This window comes from Amycolatopsis sp. NPDC104587, from assembly GCF_055583645.1.
The window spans coordinates 523,705-540,900 of record NZ_JBVJNO010000008.1 but is presented as its reverse complement, the minus strand read 5'-3'; the positions used below and the strand labels follow the sequence as shown (position 1 = coordinate 540,900).

The 17,196-nt window shown below is 71.4% G+C and carries 18 protein-coding genes; 10 read left to right on the top strand and 8 right to left on the bottom strand.

Annotated elements, in window-relative coordinates; genetic code table 11:
* The first annotated feature begins 147 nt into the window (after positions 1-147).
* A complete protein-coding gene (locus ACZ61C_RS27625) occupies positions 148-1,461 on the top strand; it encodes a sensor histidine kinase (protein WP_465310721.1) in 1,314 nt (437 codons plus the stop codon).
* Between the two features lie 9 nt (positions 1,462-1,470).
* On the top strand, positions 1,471-2,115 hold the full coding sequence (locus ACZ61C_RS27620) for a response regulator (RefSeq protein ID WP_465310720.1): 645 nt from the start codon (positions 1,471-1,473) through the stop codon (positions 2,113-2,115).
* Here ACZ61C_RS27620 and ACZ61C_RS27615 read toward each other — a convergent pair.
* The gene (locus ACZ61C_RS27615; RefSeq protein ID WP_465310719.1) at positions 2,100-2,759 is read right to left on the bottom strand and encodes a TetR/AcrR family transcriptional regulator; all 660 of its coding nucleotides are present in this window, start codon (positions 2,757-2,759) and stop codon (positions 2,100-2,102) included. The two genes, ACZ61C_RS27620 and ACZ61C_RS27615, sit on opposite strands and share 16 nt — an antisense overlap.
* Positions 2,760-2,819: 60 nt before the next feature.
* Here ACZ61C_RS27615 and ACZ61C_RS27610 point away from each other — a divergent pair, with 60 nt between their 5' ends.
* The 3 genes from ACZ61C_RS27610 to ACZ61C_RS27600 are packed head-to-tail and all read left to right on the top strand — an operon-like array spanning position 2,820 to position 4,814.
* Positions 2,820-3,194 (top strand): cupin domain-containing protein, encoded by a 375-nt coding sequence (locus tag ACZ61C_RS27610; RefSeq protein WP_465310718.1) that lies wholly within the window; start codon positions 2,820-2,822, stop codon positions 3,192-3,194.
* Positions 3,191-4,393 carry an MFS transporter gene (locus ACZ61C_RS27605; protein WP_465310717.1) on the top strand — a complete coding sequence of 401 codons (1,203 nt, stop codon included), beginning with the start codon at positions 3,191-3,193 and terminating at the stop codon, positions 4,391-4,393. The genes ACZ61C_RS27610 and ACZ61C_RS27605 overlap by 4 nt, the downstream gene beginning before the upstream one ends.
* Before the next feature lie 10 nt (positions 4,394-4,403).
* Positions 4,404-4,814: a secondary thiamine-phosphate synthase enzyme YjbQ gene (locus ACZ61C_RS27600; protein ID WP_465310716.1), complete on the top strand. Its 411-nt coding sequence runs from the start codon at positions 4,404-4,406 to the stop codon at positions 4,812-4,814.
* Here ACZ61C_RS27600 and ACZ61C_RS27595 read toward each other — a convergent pair.
* Positions 4,752-5,756 carry a YhgE/Pip domain-containing protein gene (locus ACZ61C_RS27595; protein WP_465310715.1) on the bottom strand — a complete coding sequence of 335 codons (1,005 nt, stop codon included), beginning with the start codon at positions 5,754-5,756 and terminating at the stop codon, positions 4,752-4,754. The two genes, ACZ61C_RS27600 and ACZ61C_RS27595, sit on opposite strands and share 63 nt — an antisense overlap.
* Positions 5,757-5,860: 104 nt before the next feature.
* On the opposite strand from ACZ61C_RS27595, the gene ACZ61C_RS27590 reads away from it, so the two are divergent.
* Positions 5,861-6,556 carry an HAD family hydrolase gene (locus ACZ61C_RS27590; protein WP_465310714.1) on the top strand — a complete coding sequence of 232 codons (696 nt, stop codon included), beginning with the start codon at positions 5,861-5,863 and terminating at the stop codon, positions 6,554-6,556.
* Positions 6,557-6,667: 111 nt separating this feature from the next.
* Positions 6,668-8,782 (top strand): bifunctional lysylphosphatidylglycerol flippase/synthetase MprF, encoded by a 2,115-nt coding sequence (locus ACZ61C_RS27585; RefSeq protein ID WP_465310713.1) that lies wholly within the window; start codon positions 6,668-6,670, stop codon positions 8,780-8,782.
* A 36-nt stretch (positions 8,783-8,818) separates the two neighbouring features.
* Here the strand turns inward: ACZ61C_RS27585 and ACZ61C_RS27580 are convergent, their stop codons facing one another.
* From ACZ61C_RS27580 to ACZ61C_RS27570, 3 genes are all read right to left on the bottom strand, one after another.
* The gene (locus ACZ61C_RS27580) at positions 8,819-9,760 is read right to left on the bottom strand and encodes a TRADD-N-associated membrane domain-containing protein (RefSeq protein ID WP_465310712.1); all 942 of its coding nucleotides are present in this window, start codon (positions 9,758-9,760) and stop codon (positions 8,819-8,821) included.
* Between the two features lie 150 nt (positions 9,761-9,910).
* Positions 9,911-10,786, bottom strand: a complete 876-nt coding sequence (locus ACZ61C_RS27575) for a DUF8017 domain-containing protein (protein ID WP_465310711.1) — start codon at positions 10,784-10,786, stop codon at positions 9,911-9,913.
* On the bottom strand, positions 10,786-12,534 hold the full coding sequence (locus ACZ61C_RS27570; RefSeq protein ID WP_465310710.1) for a proline--tRNA ligase: 1,749 nt from the start codon (positions 12,532-12,534) through the stop codon (positions 10,786-10,788). Before ACZ61C_RS27570 ends, ACZ61C_RS27575 begins: the two co-directional genes overlap by 1 nt.
* Before the next feature lie 124 nt (positions 12,535-12,658).
* On the opposite strand from ACZ61C_RS27570, the gene ACZ61C_RS27565 reads away from it, so the two are divergent.
* A complete protein-coding gene (locus ACZ61C_RS27565; protein ID WP_465310709.1) occupies positions 12,659-13,000 on the top strand; it encodes a VOC family protein in 342 nt (113 codons plus the stop codon).
* 279 nt (positions 13,001-13,279) lie between these two features.
* Positions 13,280-14,182, top strand: a complete 903-nt coding sequence (locus ACZ61C_RS27560) for a 2-hydroxyacid dehydrogenase (protein ID WP_465310708.1) — start codon at positions 13,280-13,282, stop codon at positions 14,180-14,182.
* On the opposite strand, the gene ACZ61C_RS27555 is transcribed toward ACZ61C_RS27560, so the two are convergent.
* From ACZ61C_RS27555 to ACZ61C_RS27545, 3 genes are read right to left on the bottom strand one after another with little or no spacing between them, the layout of a single operon-like run.
* Positions 14,163-14,384, bottom strand: a complete 222-nt coding sequence (locus tag ACZ61C_RS27555; protein ID WP_465310707.1) for a DUF397 domain-containing protein — start codon at positions 14,382-14,384, stop codon at positions 14,163-14,165. The genes ACZ61C_RS27560 and ACZ61C_RS27555 overlap by 20 nt on opposite strands.
* Positions 14,385-14,400: 16 nt before the next feature.
* Positions 14,401-15,234 carry a helix-turn-helix domain-containing protein gene (locus tag ACZ61C_RS27550; protein WP_465310706.1) on the bottom strand — a complete coding sequence of 278 codons (834 nt, stop codon included), beginning with the start codon at positions 15,232-15,234 and terminating at the stop codon, positions 14,401-14,403.
* A 55-nt stretch (positions 15,235-15,289) separates the two neighbouring features.
* A complete protein-coding gene (locus ACZ61C_RS27545) occupies positions 15,290-16,243 on the bottom strand; it encodes a GNAT family N-acetyltransferase (protein ID WP_465310705.1) in 954 nt (317 codons plus the stop codon).
* 64 nt (positions 16,244-16,307) lie between these two features.
* On the opposite strand from ACZ61C_RS27545, the gene yaaA reads away from it, so the two are divergent.
* Positions 16,308-17,054 carry a peroxide stress protein YaaA gene (gene yaaA, locus ACZ61C_RS27540; protein ID WP_465310704.1) on the top strand — a complete coding sequence of 249 codons (747 nt, stop codon included), beginning with the start codon at positions 16,308-16,310 and terminating at the stop codon, positions 17,052-17,054.
* Positions 17,055-17,196: the final 142 nt, after the last annotated feature.

The following is a 17,196-nucleotide window of genomic DNA, read 5'->3' as shown; positions in this document are numbered from 1 at the left end:
CACCCCCCCCCCCCCCCCCCCCCCCCCCCCCCCCCCCCCTTCCCCCCCCCCCCCCCCCCCCCCCCCCCCCCTCCCCCTCCCCCCCCCCCCCCCCCCCCCCCCCCCCTTCCCCCCGCTTCCCCCAGGGCGCGGTAGGGGGAAAACCGGATGGGCACCACCGCCCCCGCGGGCGAGACTGGCACCGTGACCAGCCTCGACGTCCCTCGCCCCCACCCGTTGCGCCGTACCTTCGGGCCGCTGGCCTCGCGGGACTTCTGGGCCGAGTACCTCTGGCTCTGGCTCTCCGCCCCGCTGACCCTCTTCGCCCTGGTCAGCTTCCTCGTCCTGCTCGCGCTCGGGCTCTGGCTGACGCCGATCCTGCTCGGCTTCCTCGTGCTCGCCGGGGCCATCCTCTACGCCCGCGGCCTCGGCGGCGCCCACCGGCGGCTCGCCCGGGCCCTGCTCGGCGTCAGCGTGCCCGTCCCGCGGCGGCCGGAGCTCAAGCCCGGGCTCTGGGCCTGGGTGCGGGCTCGCGTCGGGGATCCGGCCGGCTGGCGCGCCGCCGGTTACCTGCTGCTTCGCCTTCCCCTGACCCTCGTCGGGTTGTTCACGGTCTTCGCCGCGACCGTCTACGGCCTGGCCGCCACGACCTACAGCTTCCTGTGGTTCCCGCTCGGCGAAGAGAACCTGCCGGTCTTCGGCATCCGCGCCGAAAGCTGGCCAGGGTCGCTGGCCTGGACGGCGTCCGGGCTGCTCGTGCTCGTCGCGCTGCCTTGGGTGACGCACGCCTTCGTCGCCCTCGACCGGCTGCTCGTCGTGGGCCTGCTCGGCGAGCGCGTGCTGTCCGAACGGGTCCGCGACCTCGAGGCGAGCCGCGCGACGGCGGTCGAGGACTCGGCGCTGCGGCTGCGGCGCATCGAGCGTGACCTCCACGACGGCGCGCAGGCCCAGCTCGTCGCGCTGGCGATGAAGCTCGGCCTGGCCAAGGACGAGCTGAGCGCCGACGAGCTCGACCTCGCCCAGGTCAGGCAGCTGGTCACCGCCGCGCACACCAACGCCAAGCAGGCGCTGACCGAGCTGCGCGACCTCGCCCGCGGCATCCACCCGGCCGCCCTGGACGCCGGGCTCGACGTCGCGCTCGCCACGCTGGTCGCGACGTCCGGGATCGACGCGCGGGTCGTGGTCGAGCTGCCGCGCCGGCCGCCGCCGTCGCTGGAGACGATCGTCTACTTCAGTGCCGCCGAGCTGCTCACGAACGCCGCGAAGCACGGCGGCCGGGGGACGGTCGTCGAGGTCACCGAGGACCGGGACGTCCTGTGGCTGCGGGTGCGCGACCACGGCCCGGGCGGCGCGCGGGTCGTGCCCGGCGGCGGGCTGGCCGGGGTGGCCGAGCGGCTGCGCACGGTCGACGGCCGGCTGGTGGTGACGAGCCCGCCCGGTGGTCCGACCGAAGTGACCGCGGGAGTACCGCTGCCCCGCTAGGGTCTGCGCATGCGGATCGTCATCGCGGAGGACTCCACCATCCTGCGCCACGGCCTCGTCGAGCTGCTGACCTTCCGCGGCCACGAGGTCGTCGCCGCGGTGAAGGACGCCGACGCGCTGCGGGCCGCGGTCGAGGAGAACTCCCCCGATGTGTCCATTGTGGACATCAGGATGCCACCGACGCACACCGACGAGGGCCTGCGCGCGGCGATCTCACTGCGCCGTGAGTCGCCGAGCCGCGCCATCCTGCTGTTCTCCCAGTACGTCGAAACGAAGTACGCGGCCCAGCTCCTGGCCGACCGCGCGGGCGGCGTCGGTTACCTGCTCAAGGACCGCGTCGCCGAGGTGTCGGACTTCCTCGACGCGCTGGGCCGGGTCGCGGACGGCGAAACGGTGCTGGACCCCGAAGTCGTCAGCCAGCTGTTCTCGGCGACGCGCCGGACGGACGCGCTCAGCGAGCTGACCCCGCGCGAACGCGAAGTGCTGGGCCTGATGGCGGAAGGCCGCTCGAACTCCGCGATCGCCGGAAACCTCTTCCTCTCGGCGGGTTCGGTGGAGAAGTACGTGACGTCGATCTTCGGCAAGCTCGGCCTGCCACCGTCCGAAGGGGACAACCGCCGGGTGCTCGCGGTGTTGCGCTACCTGGACTCCTGAGCCAGCAGGCCGTCGACGAAGGCCCGCAGCCCGCGCGGAAACGTGTCCCGCGCGGTCAGCTCCGGCCAGCGGCTCCCGATCCCGGCCAGGCTGGGGAACTCCGAAGCGTCCAGGGCCGCGAAAACCGTGTCGCGGTATCGAGGACGCTCCTCCCCCGCGCGCCGCCCGGCGCGGACGCGGATCAGGATCTCGCCCACGATGAAGTACCAGACGTCCCGGTACAGCTCGACGGCCCGCTCGGGGCCGAGCCCGCAGCCCAGCGCGCCGCCGACGATGGCCTCGACCATCCACAGCGCGGACTCGCCGAGGAGGTCGTCGGCCGTCAGCACCTCCACGGCCTGCGGCCACGCGGCCAGCGAGTCGTGCATGACGGTGGCCGCCACGATGATCCGCTCGCGCGGGTCCGCGGGCAGCTCGGGGCGCGGGAGCCGGGCGGCGTAGTGGTCGAGGAGCTGGACCAGCAGGTCGTCCTTGTCACGGACGTGGTGGTAGAGCGTCGTCGCGCCGACCCCGAGCTCGGCGGCCAGCCGGCGGACCGTGAGCTTCTCCCAGCCATCCCGGTCGAGGATCGCCCGCGCCGCTTCGAGGATCTGCGGGCGGGACGTCGTGGGAGGCCGTCCGATGCGGCCGGAGGGGCGGGGCACACCCCCATCATGCCGTGAACCCGGTCGACAGGTCCGCTCGGCCGGTGCTACTTTCGGAACATGTTCGAAAACTACGACCTGTTCAAGACCCTGATCCGACTCCGCGAAGGCGGCGTGGCCGACTCCGTCGACCGCCGCGAAGGCTTCACCGGCCGCGAGAGCCTGTGGACCGTCGGCGCGTTCCACGCCGAGAGCGACCGGTCCGTGCACGCCGACCACTGGGAGCGCCACCCCCACGGTCACGAGGTGCTCGTGGTGCTCTCCGGCGCACTGCGCGTCCACCTGCGCGACGAGGGGCACGTCGCCACCCTGACCGCCGGGCAGTCGTTCATCGTCCCGCCCGGCCGCTGGCATCGGCTGGCCGTCGAGGAGCCCGGCGACCTCATCTCCATCACGCCCCGCGCCGGCACCGAGCACGAACGGGCCGGGGCATGAGACGCCCGATCCTGGTCGCCTGCCTGGCGGTGTTCGGGCTGATGGCGGGCCAGCAGCTGCTCAACCCGATCCTGCCGCCGCTGGCCCGCGAGTTCGGGTTCAGCGAGCTGGCGCTGGGCGCGGTCTGGGCGGTCGGCGGCGCGGGCGTGGTGCTGGCCAGTCCGTTCTGGGGCCGCCGGACCGCGCACTGGGGACACCGGCCCGTGCTGCTGGTCTCGCTGGTCGGCGCCATGCTCGGCCTGCTCGGGTTCGCGTTCGTCGCCCAGGCCGGGCTCAGCGGATCCCTCGCCGTGCCGGTGCTGTTCGCGGGAGTCCTGCTCACCCGCGGCATCGTGTTCGGCCTCGCCTGGGCCGCCACCCCGGTGACGGCGCAGTCCTACATCGCCGACATGACGTCGGGCCCGGCCGAACGGGTGCGCGGGATGTCGATGTTCGGCGCGGCCCAGGGCCTCGCGCTCGCCGTCGGCCCGGCACTCGGCGGTGTCCTGAGCCTGACCGGCAACCTCCTCGTGCCGATCTACGCGGCACCGGTGATCCTGGCGGTGATCGCCGTGGTCATCACGCTCCTGCTGCCGAAGCCGCCGAAGCGGGAATCCCGTCCGGTGACGGTGAAGGTCAGCCCGTTCGACCGGCGCATGTGGCCGTTCCTGACCCTCGGGTTCGGCCTGTACCTGGCGCTCGCGATCGTCCTCATGACCATCGGCTTCCTGGTGCAGGACAGGCTGCACCTCTCCGCCTCGGACACGAGCCGCGTGACGAGCCTGGTGATGCTGGCCGGCGCCGGGATGATCATCCTGGTCCAGGTGCTGGCCGTCCCGCGGCTGGACTGGCCGCCGCTGCGGCTCATCCGGGTCGGCGCGGTCGTGATGACCGGCGGCATGCTCGTAGTGGTCGTCGCCCCGGGCGGGCTGCTGCTCGGCGCAGGGGTGGCCGTGCTGGGGGCGGGCATGGGCTTCGCGACACCGGGGTTCATGTCCGCGCCGACGTTGCTGGCGAGCCGCGAAGAACAAGGCGCGGTCGCCGGGCTGATGGGCTCCAGCAGTGCGCTCGCGTTCATGGGTGGCCCGTTGCTGGGGACCGGGCTGTACGAGATCGCCCCCGCCGTCCCGTACGTCGCCGGCGCGGTGCTGCTGGCCGGGCTGGCGGTCTTCGCGTTCACGATGCGCCGCGAGCCCGCGAAGGTGCTCGTCGCTCCCTAGGCTGGGGCGCATGTACTCCACCGAGATCGAGGTCCGCACCGGCGCGGAAGCCGTCGTCCACGACCTCACCCACGAGGCCGAGGCGTTCCTGCGCGACGCCGACGCGACCGACGGGCTGCTGCACGTCTGGGTCCCGCACGCCACCGCGGGCCTGGCGATCCTCGAGACCGGCGCGGGCAGCGACGAAGACCTGCTGACCGCGCTCGACGAGCTGCTCCCCCGCGACGGCCGCTGGCGGCACCGGCACGGGAGCCCGGGTCACGGCCGTGACCACGTGCTCCCGGCGCTGGTGCCGCCGTACGCGACGATCCCGGTGCTCGGCGGGGTGCTCGCGCTGGGCACCTGGCAGTCGGTCTGCCTAGTGGACACCAACCTCGACAACCCGGTCCGGCGCGTCCGCTTCAGCCTCCTGGCGGGCTGACCGGCCCGGCCACAACACCACCAGCAGCCCCGCGGCGAGCAGGGCGCCGAGCACCCAGACACCGGTCGTGACGTCGGGTGCGCCGGGCACCCCCTGCAGCAGGCTGCGCAGGCCTTCGGCCGAGAAGCGGAACGGCGTCCACGACCAGAGCAGCGTGCGGTAGGCCGGGTTCAGCAGCTCCGGCACCTGCCCGGCGACCGCGGGCGCGACCAGGTACAGCGGGCCGAGCACGGCCATCGCGCGCAGGCCGAGCAGCCGCAGGAGCCCCGCCTGCACCGCGGCGAACGCCGTCGCGGCGAGGAAGACGAACCCGAGGACGTTCCCGTCCAGCGGCAGCGCCGAGTCCCACAGCGCGAAGAACCCGGCCACGGCCGCCGTGACGAGCACCCCGGCCACGATGACCTGCAGGAGCCGCGCGCCCGCGCCGACCGTGCGGCCGGTGCGCTTCGCCAGCTGCGTCAAGGCGAGTCCCGCGACGAGCGCACCGATCCAGGCCAGCGCGGACGCGGCCAGCGGCGCCGTCCGGCCGGCGAGGCTCACCGGGTGCAGCACCTCCTGCTTCGGCGCGGCGGCCAGCGCCGACGCCGCCCCGGTCAGCGCCTGCTGGGCGACCTGCGTGCCGGCCGGGTTGACCGCGCCCGACGTCACGACGGTCGCGGACGGTCCCGGCCCGAGTTCGAGCACGCCGTAGACCCGCTTGTCCTCCAGGAGCTTCCGCGCGTCGGCCGGCGTCGCGATCGTCCAGTCGAGCTGGCCACCGCCGTGCGCGGCGATGCGGTGCGCGACCTCGGGCGGGGCAGCGACCGCGACCGGGACGTGGTCCGGCGCGACGGTCGCCTGCGCGCCGAAGGTCAGGAACCCCAGCACCACCGCCACCAGCGCGCCGGCCACGGCGGCGACCAGGGCGAGCGCCCCGGCGGGGCGCCGGACGGGAGCAGACATGACAGCCTCCATTTATTCGTCACGTGTTGAATTGATGTCAAGGTACGACTGCTCCTCCAAGAAGTCAACGCGTGTTGAATAGTGATCCCGGTAACCTCGAACCCGTGACGAAGACGCGGCTGGTGCTCTGGGACATCGACCACACGCTGGTGGACTTCGCCGGGCTCGGCATCGACTGGTACGCGGCCGCGTTCACCGCGGCGACCGGCGCCACCCTGCGCGTGCACCCGGTCTTCGGCGGCCGGACGGAGCTCGCGACCACCACCGAGCTGCTCACCTCGAACGGCTTCGAACCCGGCGAGGCGACGATCCAGGCGGTGTTCGCGGCCCTGGTGGCGGAGTCCGAACGTGCGGAGCACCGGTTCGCGGCCGAGGCGCGGGTCCTGCCCGGCGCGGCCGAGGCGCTCACCTCGTTCGCCGGCCACGACCACGTCGTCCAGACGCTCGTCACCGGAAACCTGCCGGAGATCTCGCGGCACAAGCTCGCCGCGTTCGACCTGCTGGAGCACCTCGACCTGGAGATCGGCGGGTACGGCGAGCTGTCGGTGCACCGCCCGGACCTGGTGCCGCACGCGGTGGGGCTCGCCGCGGCCAAGCACAGCGCGACGTTCGAGGCCGACGCGGTCGTCGTCATCGGCGACACCCCGAACGACGTCCAGGCGGCGCTGCACAACGGCGCGGTCTCCGTCGCCGTGGCGACCGGCCGCTACACCGCCGAGGAGCTGCGGGCGGCCGGCGCGCACACCGTGCTGCCGGATCTGGCCGACACCGACGCCGTCCGGGCGGCCGTCCTCGGCTGAGCGTCGTCCTTCGGAGGGGGATGTCCCTCAGCCGAAGGGACGACTCCCCTAGGGGAAATCTCGCTCTGCCGTCGGATGTCCGCGGCGGCGCGGCTCGCAAGACTCTTCTCCATGACTGAAGCAGCGTCGGCGGCCGGGCCCGCCGGAGGGGGACGCATCCGCACGACGGTGGCGGTGCTGAGACAGCGCCTGCCGTTCACCAGCGGTGTTGTGCTCGCCATGCTCGTGCTGGCCGTCGCGACCGGGGCGCTGTGGAGCGCCGCCGAAGACCGCGCGGCCTACCCGTTCGTCGCCTACGGGCTGCCGTCGCTGGAGGTCGGGCGGTGGTGGACGATGGTCGTCGGCCCGTTCTTCGCCGTCATCCCCTGGTACTACCTGCCGATGGTCGGCAGCTTCGCGCTCTTTGCGGGCTTCGCCGAGTGGCAGCTGGGGACGCGCCGCGCGATGGCCGTGACCATCGGCGGCCAGCTCGTCTCCGTGCTCGTCGCGACCCAGTTCCTCGCGCTGTGCCGCAACTCCGGCTGGCTGTGGGCCGAGCGCATGGCGGGCAGCCTCGACGTCGGCTTCTCCGGCGGCGCGCTCGCCGCGGTCGCGGTCGCCAGCGCGACGCTGCGGCCGCCGTGGGCGCTGCGGCTGCGGGCCGGGCTCTGCGTGTACGCCGGGGTCGCGATCGTCTACGTCGGCACGCTGGCCGACCTCGTGCACTTCTTCGCGTTGCTGCTGGCGATCCCGCTCGGCAACCGGCTCGTCGGCAACCGGCGGGCGCCCTCGGCCGGGCCCAACCCGCGCGAGTGGCGGCTGCTGGCCGTCGCCGGCCTCCTGCTGCTCACCATCGCCGAAGTGGTCATGTTCCTGGTCCCCGGCGACGGCCCGTTCGGCTCCACGGAAGGGGTTTCGCTGTCGGCGCCGGAGCTGGCGGTCCTGGCGCTGCTCGTCGTGCCGATGCTCAACGGGCTGCGCAAGGGCGGCCGCGTCGCGTGGCGCTGGGCCGTCGCACTCTCGGTTTTCGTGACACTGCAAGGGCTCGCGGCCGCGACGGTCATCGGGCTGGCCGACGTCTTCGGCGCGGACTACGACACCACGGGCCTGCCGCTGTTCTTCGTGGACAATCTCTTGTGGACGGTCGAGCTGGGTGTCCTGATCGCCGCCCGGCACGCGTTCCGGGTGCCTTCCCGGCGCCGGTCGCGCCGCCACGCGCAGGGTCCGGGCGTGGCGCTGGCCCGCACGCTCCTGGGGCGCCACGGCGGCAGCACGTTGTCGTGGATGACAACCTGGCCGCGTAACACGTACTTCGTCCGCGAAGACGGCCGTTCGTACCTCGCCTACCGCCGCCACGCGGGGGTCGCGGTGGCGCTCGGCGACCCGATCGCCCCGGACGGCACGGCGGCGGCCACGGTCCACGAGTTCACGGCGATGTGCGAGAACTCCGGCCTGGTGCCGTGCGTGTTCTCGGCGACGGAAGCGACGGTCGAGGCGACGCGCGAGCTCGGCTGGCAGCACGTCCAGGTGGCCGAGGACAACGTGCTCGACCTGGAGGGCCTGGAGTTCCGCGGCAAGGCGTGGCAGGACGTCCGGTCCGCGCTGAACAAGGCCGCCAAGCAGGACATCGACTTCCGGCTGGTCCGCTTGGCCGACCAGCCGGAACCCATTCTCGCCCAGGTCCGCGCGCTGTCGGAGGAGTGGATGGCGGACAAGGCGATGCCGGAGATGGGCTTCACCCTCGGCGGCCTCGACGAGGCGATGGACCCGGCGACCCGAGTCGGCCTGGCGGTGGACGCGGAGGGCACGGTCCACGGCGTGACGTCGTGGCTCCCGGTGTACACGGGAGCGGGCAAGGTGGGCGGCTGGACGCTGGACGTCATGCGCCGCAGCCCCCACGGTTTCCGCCCGGTGATGGAGTTCCTGATCGCCTCGGCCTGCATGACGTTCCGCAAGGAGGGCGCGCGGTTCGTGTCCCTGTCGGGCGCCCCACTGGCCCGGAGCGCCTCCGGCGGCCCGGCGCGTCCGGTGGACCGCGTGCTGGAGTCGCTGGGGCGCGTGATGGAGCCGTACTACGGGTTCCGGTCGCTGCACGCGTTCAAGGCGAAGTTCCAGCCTCGGCACGTTCCGTTGTACCTGGCGTTCCGCGATGAGGCCGACCTGCCGCGGATCGGGCTGGCGCTGAGCCGGGCTTATCTGCCGGACGTGCGGCTGCGAGAGCTGGCGAAGCTGGCGCGGAAACGCTGAGTCAGTAGCTCTCGGGGGCACCAGGTCAGCCGTTGATCAACTCATTGACTTGGCAGAATCAGCTGACGCTTTGGCCGGCTTCACGACCGGGGCTTCCAGGAGAGTCCTGGAGAGTTCGGCTCGAACCTGGTCACGGAGGGCTACGTCACTTATCGCGCCAGCCAACTCGCGCGCAGCGTTCAACCTTCGGTCCTCCTGGCTTTCTTCGCGCATCATCGAACCCTGTTTCCCCATATTGGCTCTCGCACGATTCGACTGCACAAAGAAGACTCCGGAGGTCAGGTTCGTCACAACGCCGGCCATGCCGGAGACAATGCTCGCATACTGGTCACCACCCGCTCCTGCGTAAAAAATCGCCAACCCGATGCCGAGCAACAGCAGAATCGATCCCATGGACGCGAATACGATACTCACCCGAAAGCTGATCTTCGCCTGAGCCAGCCCTTGCGTATAGATCTCGCGAAGAATGGCCTCCTGCTTCTCCAGCGAATCGGAGGCTCGGACCGTCGCCGGGTCTTGAGCCATGGCCGGGCCGACATTTACCGTCGCCCCCCGGCCCTCCAAATGAAAGTGCATCCGAGTCGATTCTTCGTCCACCCGGTTTCGAATCTGGTCAGCGTACGAGTCGAAAGTTCCGATACTCCCTCGCTTGAACAGAAGAAACAGAGGCACAAGGGGCAGCGTCAGCAGCGGAAGAACCGCGGTTGACGACCTACCCATCACCAGCAGCAACACGCCCGCCAGCAAGGCCGCACACATGAGAGCGAATGCACCCGCTTGAAGCCACTTCGGCAGGAGAGCAGAATCGTCGGCAGGTGAACCTTCGCCTTGACCAGGCGAAGGTTCTTCACCGGCCGTTGTCTTGTCCCGTCCGACAACCAGCGTGACCTCCTCGTGCTCAGCGGGAACCGCCTGATCCGAGGCGTCGTCGGAATCCTCGCCGCTGGGGGCAGGTACTACCTCGACCGTGTTAGTCACACGAACTCCAACCGACGTCGCAATCACTCAGGGCCGCACGGCACCCGTCTAACCTCGAGAACCACCTGCGGATCTCAGTGTCTATTCGTCGCAAGACGACCGGTTTTGTTACGACGGCGGCAGGTCAGAGTGAACCTCGCCGCCGCTGAATCAGCGGCGCGTGGTCGGCGGCGGAGTGGTAGTACTCCGGTCCGCCGCCGGCACGAACCGGTAGCTCCGCACGATCCGCACCAGGTCCTCGCGAATCGACGGCCCGGCGCGATCGCTGTCGGCATAGGCCACCACGACCCCCGAGGTGCTGCCATTGCCGAACGCCAGCGCCGCGACCAGCGCGTGCTTCGCCGCGCACTCGCCGGTGTCCGACGGAATCACCTCGGCGACCACCAGCCGGGCCGGGGCCTTCGTGCCGTCGGACTTCGTCAGCTCGGCGTCCTCGCCCGGGCCGCCTGGGAACGTCCCGCCGTACGCGCCCGCCGCCAGGTCCGTCGCGGCCTTGCGTGCCGCCGTCTCGGGGTCGCCGACCGGCTCGGTGGTGACGCCCGCGCCGCCCAGGTCGTCCCGGCCGCAGAAGTCCCGGCGCAGGAACGCGCTCGTGACCAGCCGGACCGGCGGTTCGTCCCAGCCGTGCAGCGTGGTCGGGGCCGGTTCCCAGTCCGGTGGGACGTCGTAGGCGTACGAGCCGTCGCGCGCCGCCACGGACTGCCAGCCGGTCACCGCCGCGGGCACCACCACCTGCGGCGACGGCGTAACGACCACCGGCGTCCGCGGCACCGGCGTCGAGGCGGGCCGGTGCGACTTCCCGACGCCCAAAGCGTTCAGCACCCCGGCGACCAGCGCGATGAGCACCAGCCCGAACCACGGCGCCCGCCGCCACTTCAACGGCTTCGCGGCGGGGCGGATCCGCTTCGGCGCCGCGCGCGGCGGCTCCGGCGCGTCCGCGGGTTCGTAACCGCCGAACCCGCGGAGCGCCGCGTTGTCCTCGTACCCCGGTGTCGTGTCGTCAGAGCGCCGGGAGAACGGGCCCATCAGGACCGGACGAGCTTGACCAGGTGCTCGACGACGGCGTCGACCGCGATCTCCTCGCGCTCGCCGGTCCGCCGGTCCTTGACCTCGACGACCCCGTTGGCCAGCCCGCGCCCGACCACCAGGATGGTCGGCACGCCGACCAGCTCGGCGTCGGCGAACTTCACGCCCGGCGTCGCCTTGCGGTCGTCGAGGATGACCTCGATGCCCGCCGCGTCGAGGTCGGCGGCGATCTTCTCGGCGCCGGCCGCGACCGTCTCGTCCTTGCCCGCGATGACGATGTGCACATCGAACGGCGAGACCTCGCGCGGCCAGATGATGCCGAGCTCGTCGTGGTTCTGCTCGGCGAGCACGCCGACCAGCCGCGAGACGCCGACGCCGTAGGAGCCCATCGTGATCCGGATCGGCTTGGAGTCGGGGCCGAGCGCGTCCAGCTCGAACGCGTCCGCGTACTTGCGGCCGAGCTGGAAGATGTGCCCGATCTCGATGCCGCGCGCGGCGACCAGGGTGCCGTGGCCGTCCGGCGACGCGTCACCCTCGCGGACCTCGGCGGCCTCGATGGCGCCGTCCGGGGTGAAGTCGCGCCCGGCGAGCAGGTCGACGACGTGGTGGTCGGGCTTGTCCGCGCCGGTGACCCAGGCGGTGCCGGCCACGACCCGCGGGTCGGCGAGGTAGCGCACGCCGTTGTCCTGCAGCGCCTTCGGGCCGATGTAGCCCTTGACGAGGAACGGGTTCGCCTTGAAGTCCGCCTCTTCGAGCAGCGCGACCTCGGCGGGCTCGAGCGACGCTTCGAGGCGCTTCATGTCCACTTCGCGGTCACCGGGGAGCGCGACGCAGACGAGCTCCCACTCCTTCGCGCCCGGCTGACGCGTCTTGAGCATGACGTTCTTCAGCGTGTCCGCGGCGGTGAAGGTGCGGCCCAGGCCAGCGTTGTTGAGGAAGTCGACCAGCGTATCGATGGTCGGCGTGTTCGGCGTGTGGTGCACCTGCGCCTCGGGACGGCCCTCGATCGGCTGCGCGGGCGGCGCGGGCGTGACGACGGCTTCGACGTTCGCCGCGTAGCCCGACTCGGTGCTGCGGACGTAGGTGTCTTCACCGGTCTCGGCGACCGCGAGGAACTCCTCCGACGCCGAGCCGCCCATCGCGCCCGACGTCGCCTTCACCACGACGTACTCGAGGCCGAGGCGGTCGAACAGCTTCGTGTAGGCGGCGCGGTGGGCCTGGTAGGAGCGCTCGAGGCCCTCGTCGTCGAGGTCGAAGGAGTAGGAGTCCTTCATGACGAACTCGCGGCCGCGCAGGATGCCGGCGCGGGGGCGCGCTTCGTCGCGGTACTTCGTCTGGATCTGGTACAGCGTGACCGGGTAGTCACGGTACGAGCTGTACTCGCCCTTCACGGTGAGGGCGAAGAGCTCCTCGTGCGTCGGGCCGAGGAGGTAGTCGGCGCCCTTGCGGTCCTTCAGGCGGAAGAGGGCGTCGCCGTACTCGGTCCAGCGGCCGGTGGCCTCGTAGGGCTCCTTCGGCAGCAGCGCGGGGAACTGGATCTCCTGCGCGCCGATGGCGTTCATCTCTTCGCGCACGACGTTCTCGATGCGGCGAAGCACGCGCAGGCCCAGCGGCAGCCAGGAGTACCCGCCCGGCGCGACGCGGCGGACGTAGCCGGCGCGCACCAGGAGCCGATGGCTCGGCACCTCGGCGTCCGCCGGGTCCTCACGCAACGTGCGAAGGAACAACGACGAAGTCCTGGTGATCACTGCGGGTCTCCCTGCTCCGGGCGGGTGTGAAAGTCCCGCTCAGGGTAGTCAATCCCCCGGCCGTGACTCCAACGGGTTACTCGGCGGCCGGTTTTTGTCGGTGGTGGCGGCTAGCTTCGGGGGCATGACGATCCGCATGGGCATGATCACGATCGACTGCGCGGACCCGCGCGGCCTGGCGCAGTTCTGGACGGCCGCCCTGGGCACGAAGGTCGACCAGGACTACGAGGGCGAGTTCCTCATGTTGGCCGCGACGGAGGGCGGGCTCCCGCTGGCGCTGCAGCGGGTCCCGGAGCCGAAGCCGGGCAAGAACCGGGTCCACATCGACTTCCGCGGCGGCGATCGTGCGGAGGAGGTGAAGAGACTGGTGGGGCTGGGGGCGAAGGAGGTGGCTGAGCACGAGGTGCCGGGGTTGGCGTGGACTGTGTTGACCGATCCGGAGGGCAATGAGTTCTGCGTGGGGTAGCGGCCGCGGCGAGGTTCCGGCGGCGGCCTGAGACGACGCGGCGGCAGGGACCGAGCAGGCGCGAGTGGCGGCTTCCGGCGCGACCGGCAGCAGCCTCCACAGGCGCCTCCCGAGGCGGTCCACCAGGCAAGAACCGCCGCGGCAGCGCCGCCAGGCACCCTTTGTCCGGCTATTCGGCGAATTCGCCGGACATCCGCCGGCCGACTACGCCGATCCGCATCCGAGCCGACACATCCCACGGATTCGTGACCGACACGCAGCTGCCTGTAGAAAGGCGGCATGAGCGCTCGTGTACTGCTGCCGTGGACCGACATCGCCGTGCCCGAGGGGGTCGAGGCCGCCTACTACGACGGCGTCGCAGCCCCGCCGGCCGAGCTCGACGGCGTCGAGTTCTACGTGCTGCCCTACGACCGCGGGCCGGAGCCGCCGAAGCTGGTCGAGCGGCTGCCGTCGCTGCGGGTGGTGCAGTCGCTGTCGGCGGGCGTCGAGACGCTCGTGCCGCTGCTGCCGCCGGACGTCCGGCTGGCGAACGGGCGGGGGCTGCACGACCTGAGCGTCGCCGAGCACGCGCTCGCCCTGATCCACGCGGCGCAGCGCGACCTGCCGCGGTGGTTCGCGCAGCAGACGCGCGGTGAGTGGAAGCGCGAGCACACGCGCTCCCTCGCCGACAGCCGCGTGCTGCTGGTCGGCCACGGCTCCATCGGCCAGGCCATCGAGCGGCAGCTGGTGGCGGCCGAGGCCGTGGTGACGCGGGTGGCGAGCCGCGCGCGGCCGGCGGAGGACGTCCACGGCGTCGACGAGCTGCCCGCGTTGCTGCCCGAAGCCGACATCGTGGTGCTGATCCTGCCGGACACGGCGTCGACGCGCGGCCTGATCGGCGCCGACGAGCTGGCGGCCCTGCCCGACGGCGCCTTGGTGGTCAACGTCGGCCGCGGCACGGCGATCGACACGGCGGCGCTCCTGGCCGAGACCCGGGCCGGACGGCTGCGCGCCGGACTCGACGTGACCGACCCGGAGCCGCTGCCGTCGGACCATCCACTGTGGACGGTCCCGGGCGTGGTCATCACCCCGCACATCGCGGGCGGGTCGGCGTCGTTTTATCCGCGCGCGAAGAACCTGGCGGCGGAGCAGCTGCGGAGGTACGTGCAGGGAGAGGAACTGCTCAACCTCGTAGCGCGGTGACGGCGGCGGTCCAGGCGGCGCGGGACACGGTCAGCTGGCCGTGCTCCCGGGCCTTGGTGTCCCGGACGCCGACAACTTGGTCGCGTTTCACCTCGACGCAGTTGGACTGACCGCCACTGTGGCTCGCTTTTCGCCAGCCCACCTCAACACAGTTGCCCTCGGTCGCGCTGTAAGTCGACTTGCGCCAGGTGATGTGGTCCATGCGGCGGCCTCCGCGCTCATCGTGCCGCCCCCCGCAGCAGTGCCCGGGTGGCGTCCTCGGTCAATGCCTTGCCACCAAGCAGCTTAGCCTGCTTCCGATAGCGCCGGACAACCTCTTCATCGAGCAGAAATGCTGTGGCGTGCGAGTTCTCCAGGTGCACGATCGGCGGCAAAGCCGCGAACTCGTAGAGGATGAACGACCCCAGCAATCCCGGATGGTAGCCGATGTTCGCAGGCACGATACGCAGCGAAATGTTGGGCCGATCCACCACTTCGAGCAAGTAGTCGATCTGGTCGGACATCACATCCGGACCGCCCACCTGTTCTCGGATCGCGATCTCGCTGACGATGACGGCAAGACGTACCGGATCGGCCTTAGTGAGGATCCGCTGCCGGTTCAGCCGGGCCACCAGCATCGAATCGGCCTGCTGGAGGCTGATTTCCGAATTGCTCAGGATCGCCCGGGCATAGTCGGCGGTCTGCAGCAGGCCTGGCAAGATCGCCGGTTCCCAGTTCGTGATGTGTTTTGCGGTGCGCTCGTACTCGACGATCCCGCTCAAGGCAGGCGGCAGGTCCGAGGGGTTCGAATCGAGCCAGTTGTCGTCCTTGGCGCGTCTGGCCAGGCGCATCATGCGGTGGTAGGTCGCGTCATCCACTTGAAGAGCGCCCAGCAGGCGGGCCACGTCCTCCGGGCTGGGGCTTCGCTGCCCTTTCTCCCACGCCGACAACAACTGCGGCAGAATCCGCACCATCCGCGCGAGCTGGCGAAGTCCTTTTCCGCGCGCTTCGCGGACTTCGCGCAGTGAAGCGGCAAGTGCTCTCGAACCCGGGGAAGCGGAAGTCGGCTTCATGAAGCGATCGTACGAATGCCGTCCATTCCCCGATCGGCGGTGGGGCGTCCCGAATTCAGGACAGCACGTACACGTGCCATTCGTCGTCGACGCGATATCCGCACCGTTCGTAAACACCCAGCGCGCGGTGGGCGTTGTCGACGTCGACGTTCAGCGCCGACCGGTCGAACCCCGCCGCCTTCGCCGCCAGCACCACGTGACCCAGCAACCCCGACGCGACGCCGCGGCCGCGCAACACCTCGCGCGTTCCCACCCAGCTGGCGTAGTGCTCGCGGATGCCCGTCACCTCGGTGTCGGACGCGTAGAAGTGGCTCAGCACGAACGCGAGGACCTTGTCGCCGTCGAGGACGAGGTACGATAGGTCCGGGCGGAAGTCCTTGGAGCCGGTCACGAGGTGGCGCCAGGCGTCGGGCTCGTAGACCGTGCTGCCCCAGTGGCCGGCGAAGGTGTCGTTGCGGGCGTCGAGCACCGCGAGGTCGTGCTTGAACTCGAACGGCACCGCTTCGACCCCCTCCGGCAGCGGCGGCTGCGGCGGAAGCTCGGCGAGGCCGACGCGCATGTTGACCATCGTCCGGTTGTGCGTGTAGCCCGCGGCGGCGAGGACGCCGGCGATCCAGCGTTCGTTCTGGTGGATGCCGTGGTGCAGCTCCAGCGGCGCACCGGGGAACACGCGCTCGCTGACCTCGCGGCTCGTGCGTCCGAACCACTCGACCAGGTGAACGCCGACCGTGGCGCCGCGGTAGGCCGGGTGAACGACCGACTGGAGCCGGACCATGTGCACGGGGTTCGCGGCGTCGCGGCGGCGGACCAGGCCGTACCCGACGAGCCGCTCGCCCGCCCAGGCGCCGGTCGTGGCGCGGGACAGGTCGACGTTGGGGCCCTCGAGCTCCTCGCGGAGGTCGTCGGCGCTGAGGTGCTCACCCGTCCGGTCGACTTCCTCGGCCGCCGCGTACAGGCGGGTGAGCGCGGGGACGTCGTCGAGGGTCAACGGGCGCCAGGTCAGGTCCATCCCGCGAGGCTAGGCCGGACGACGGCGGCCGCGCACCCCGTTTTGCGGCCAGTACGCTCGATGCGTGCTGGTGCTCCTCCCCCCTTCCGAAACCAAGGCCGACGGCGGCCGCGGCGGCGCGCTCGACCTCGGCGCGCTGTCGTTCCCCGAGCTGAACCCGACCCGCGCGAAGCTCGTCGACGCGCTGGCCGAGCTGGCCCAGGACGTCCCGGCCAGCATCGCGGCACTGGGCATCACCGAGCGCCAGGCCGGGGAGGTCGCGCGCAACGCGGAGCTGTGGTCGTCGCCGACGATGCCGGCGCTGCGGCGCTACACCGGGGTGCTGTACGACGCGCTGGACGTGAAGAGCTTCACGAAGGCGGGCCTGGCGAAGGCGCACCGGCGGCTGGCGGTGACGTCGTCGGTGTTCGGGGTGGTCTCGGCGACCGACCCGATCCCGGCGTACCGGCTGTCGGGCGGGAACGCGCTGCCGTCGGTCGGGACGGTCCGCGGGCTGTGGAAGCCGGTTCTCGAGCCGGTGCTGCAGCAGGTCGAGGGGCTGGTGGTGGACCTGCGGTCGGGCACGTACTCGGCGTTCGCGAAGCTGCGCCCGGACGCGGTGACGGTCCGCGTGGTGACGGAGAACGCCCGCGGCGAGCGGGTGACGGTCAGCCACTTCAACAAGGCGTACAAGGGCCGCCTGGCGCGGGTGCTGGCCGAGACGCGGGCGGAACCGTCCACTGTGGACCAGCTGGTGAAGGTGGTCACGAAGGCGGGCCTGACGGTCGAGCGCACCGGCGACCACGCGCTGGAGCTGGTCACGGAGGGCTGACGGCCCGTTCGAAGAGGGCGCCGGAGCCTGCCTCTTTCACGGGGAAAGTGCCGTTTTGAGGGCCCCAAAGCGGAGCTTTCCCTAGGAAAGATGCGTTTTTTACGCCCTGAGCGAACGGGAGTTGTCACGCGTCGACCTCTGC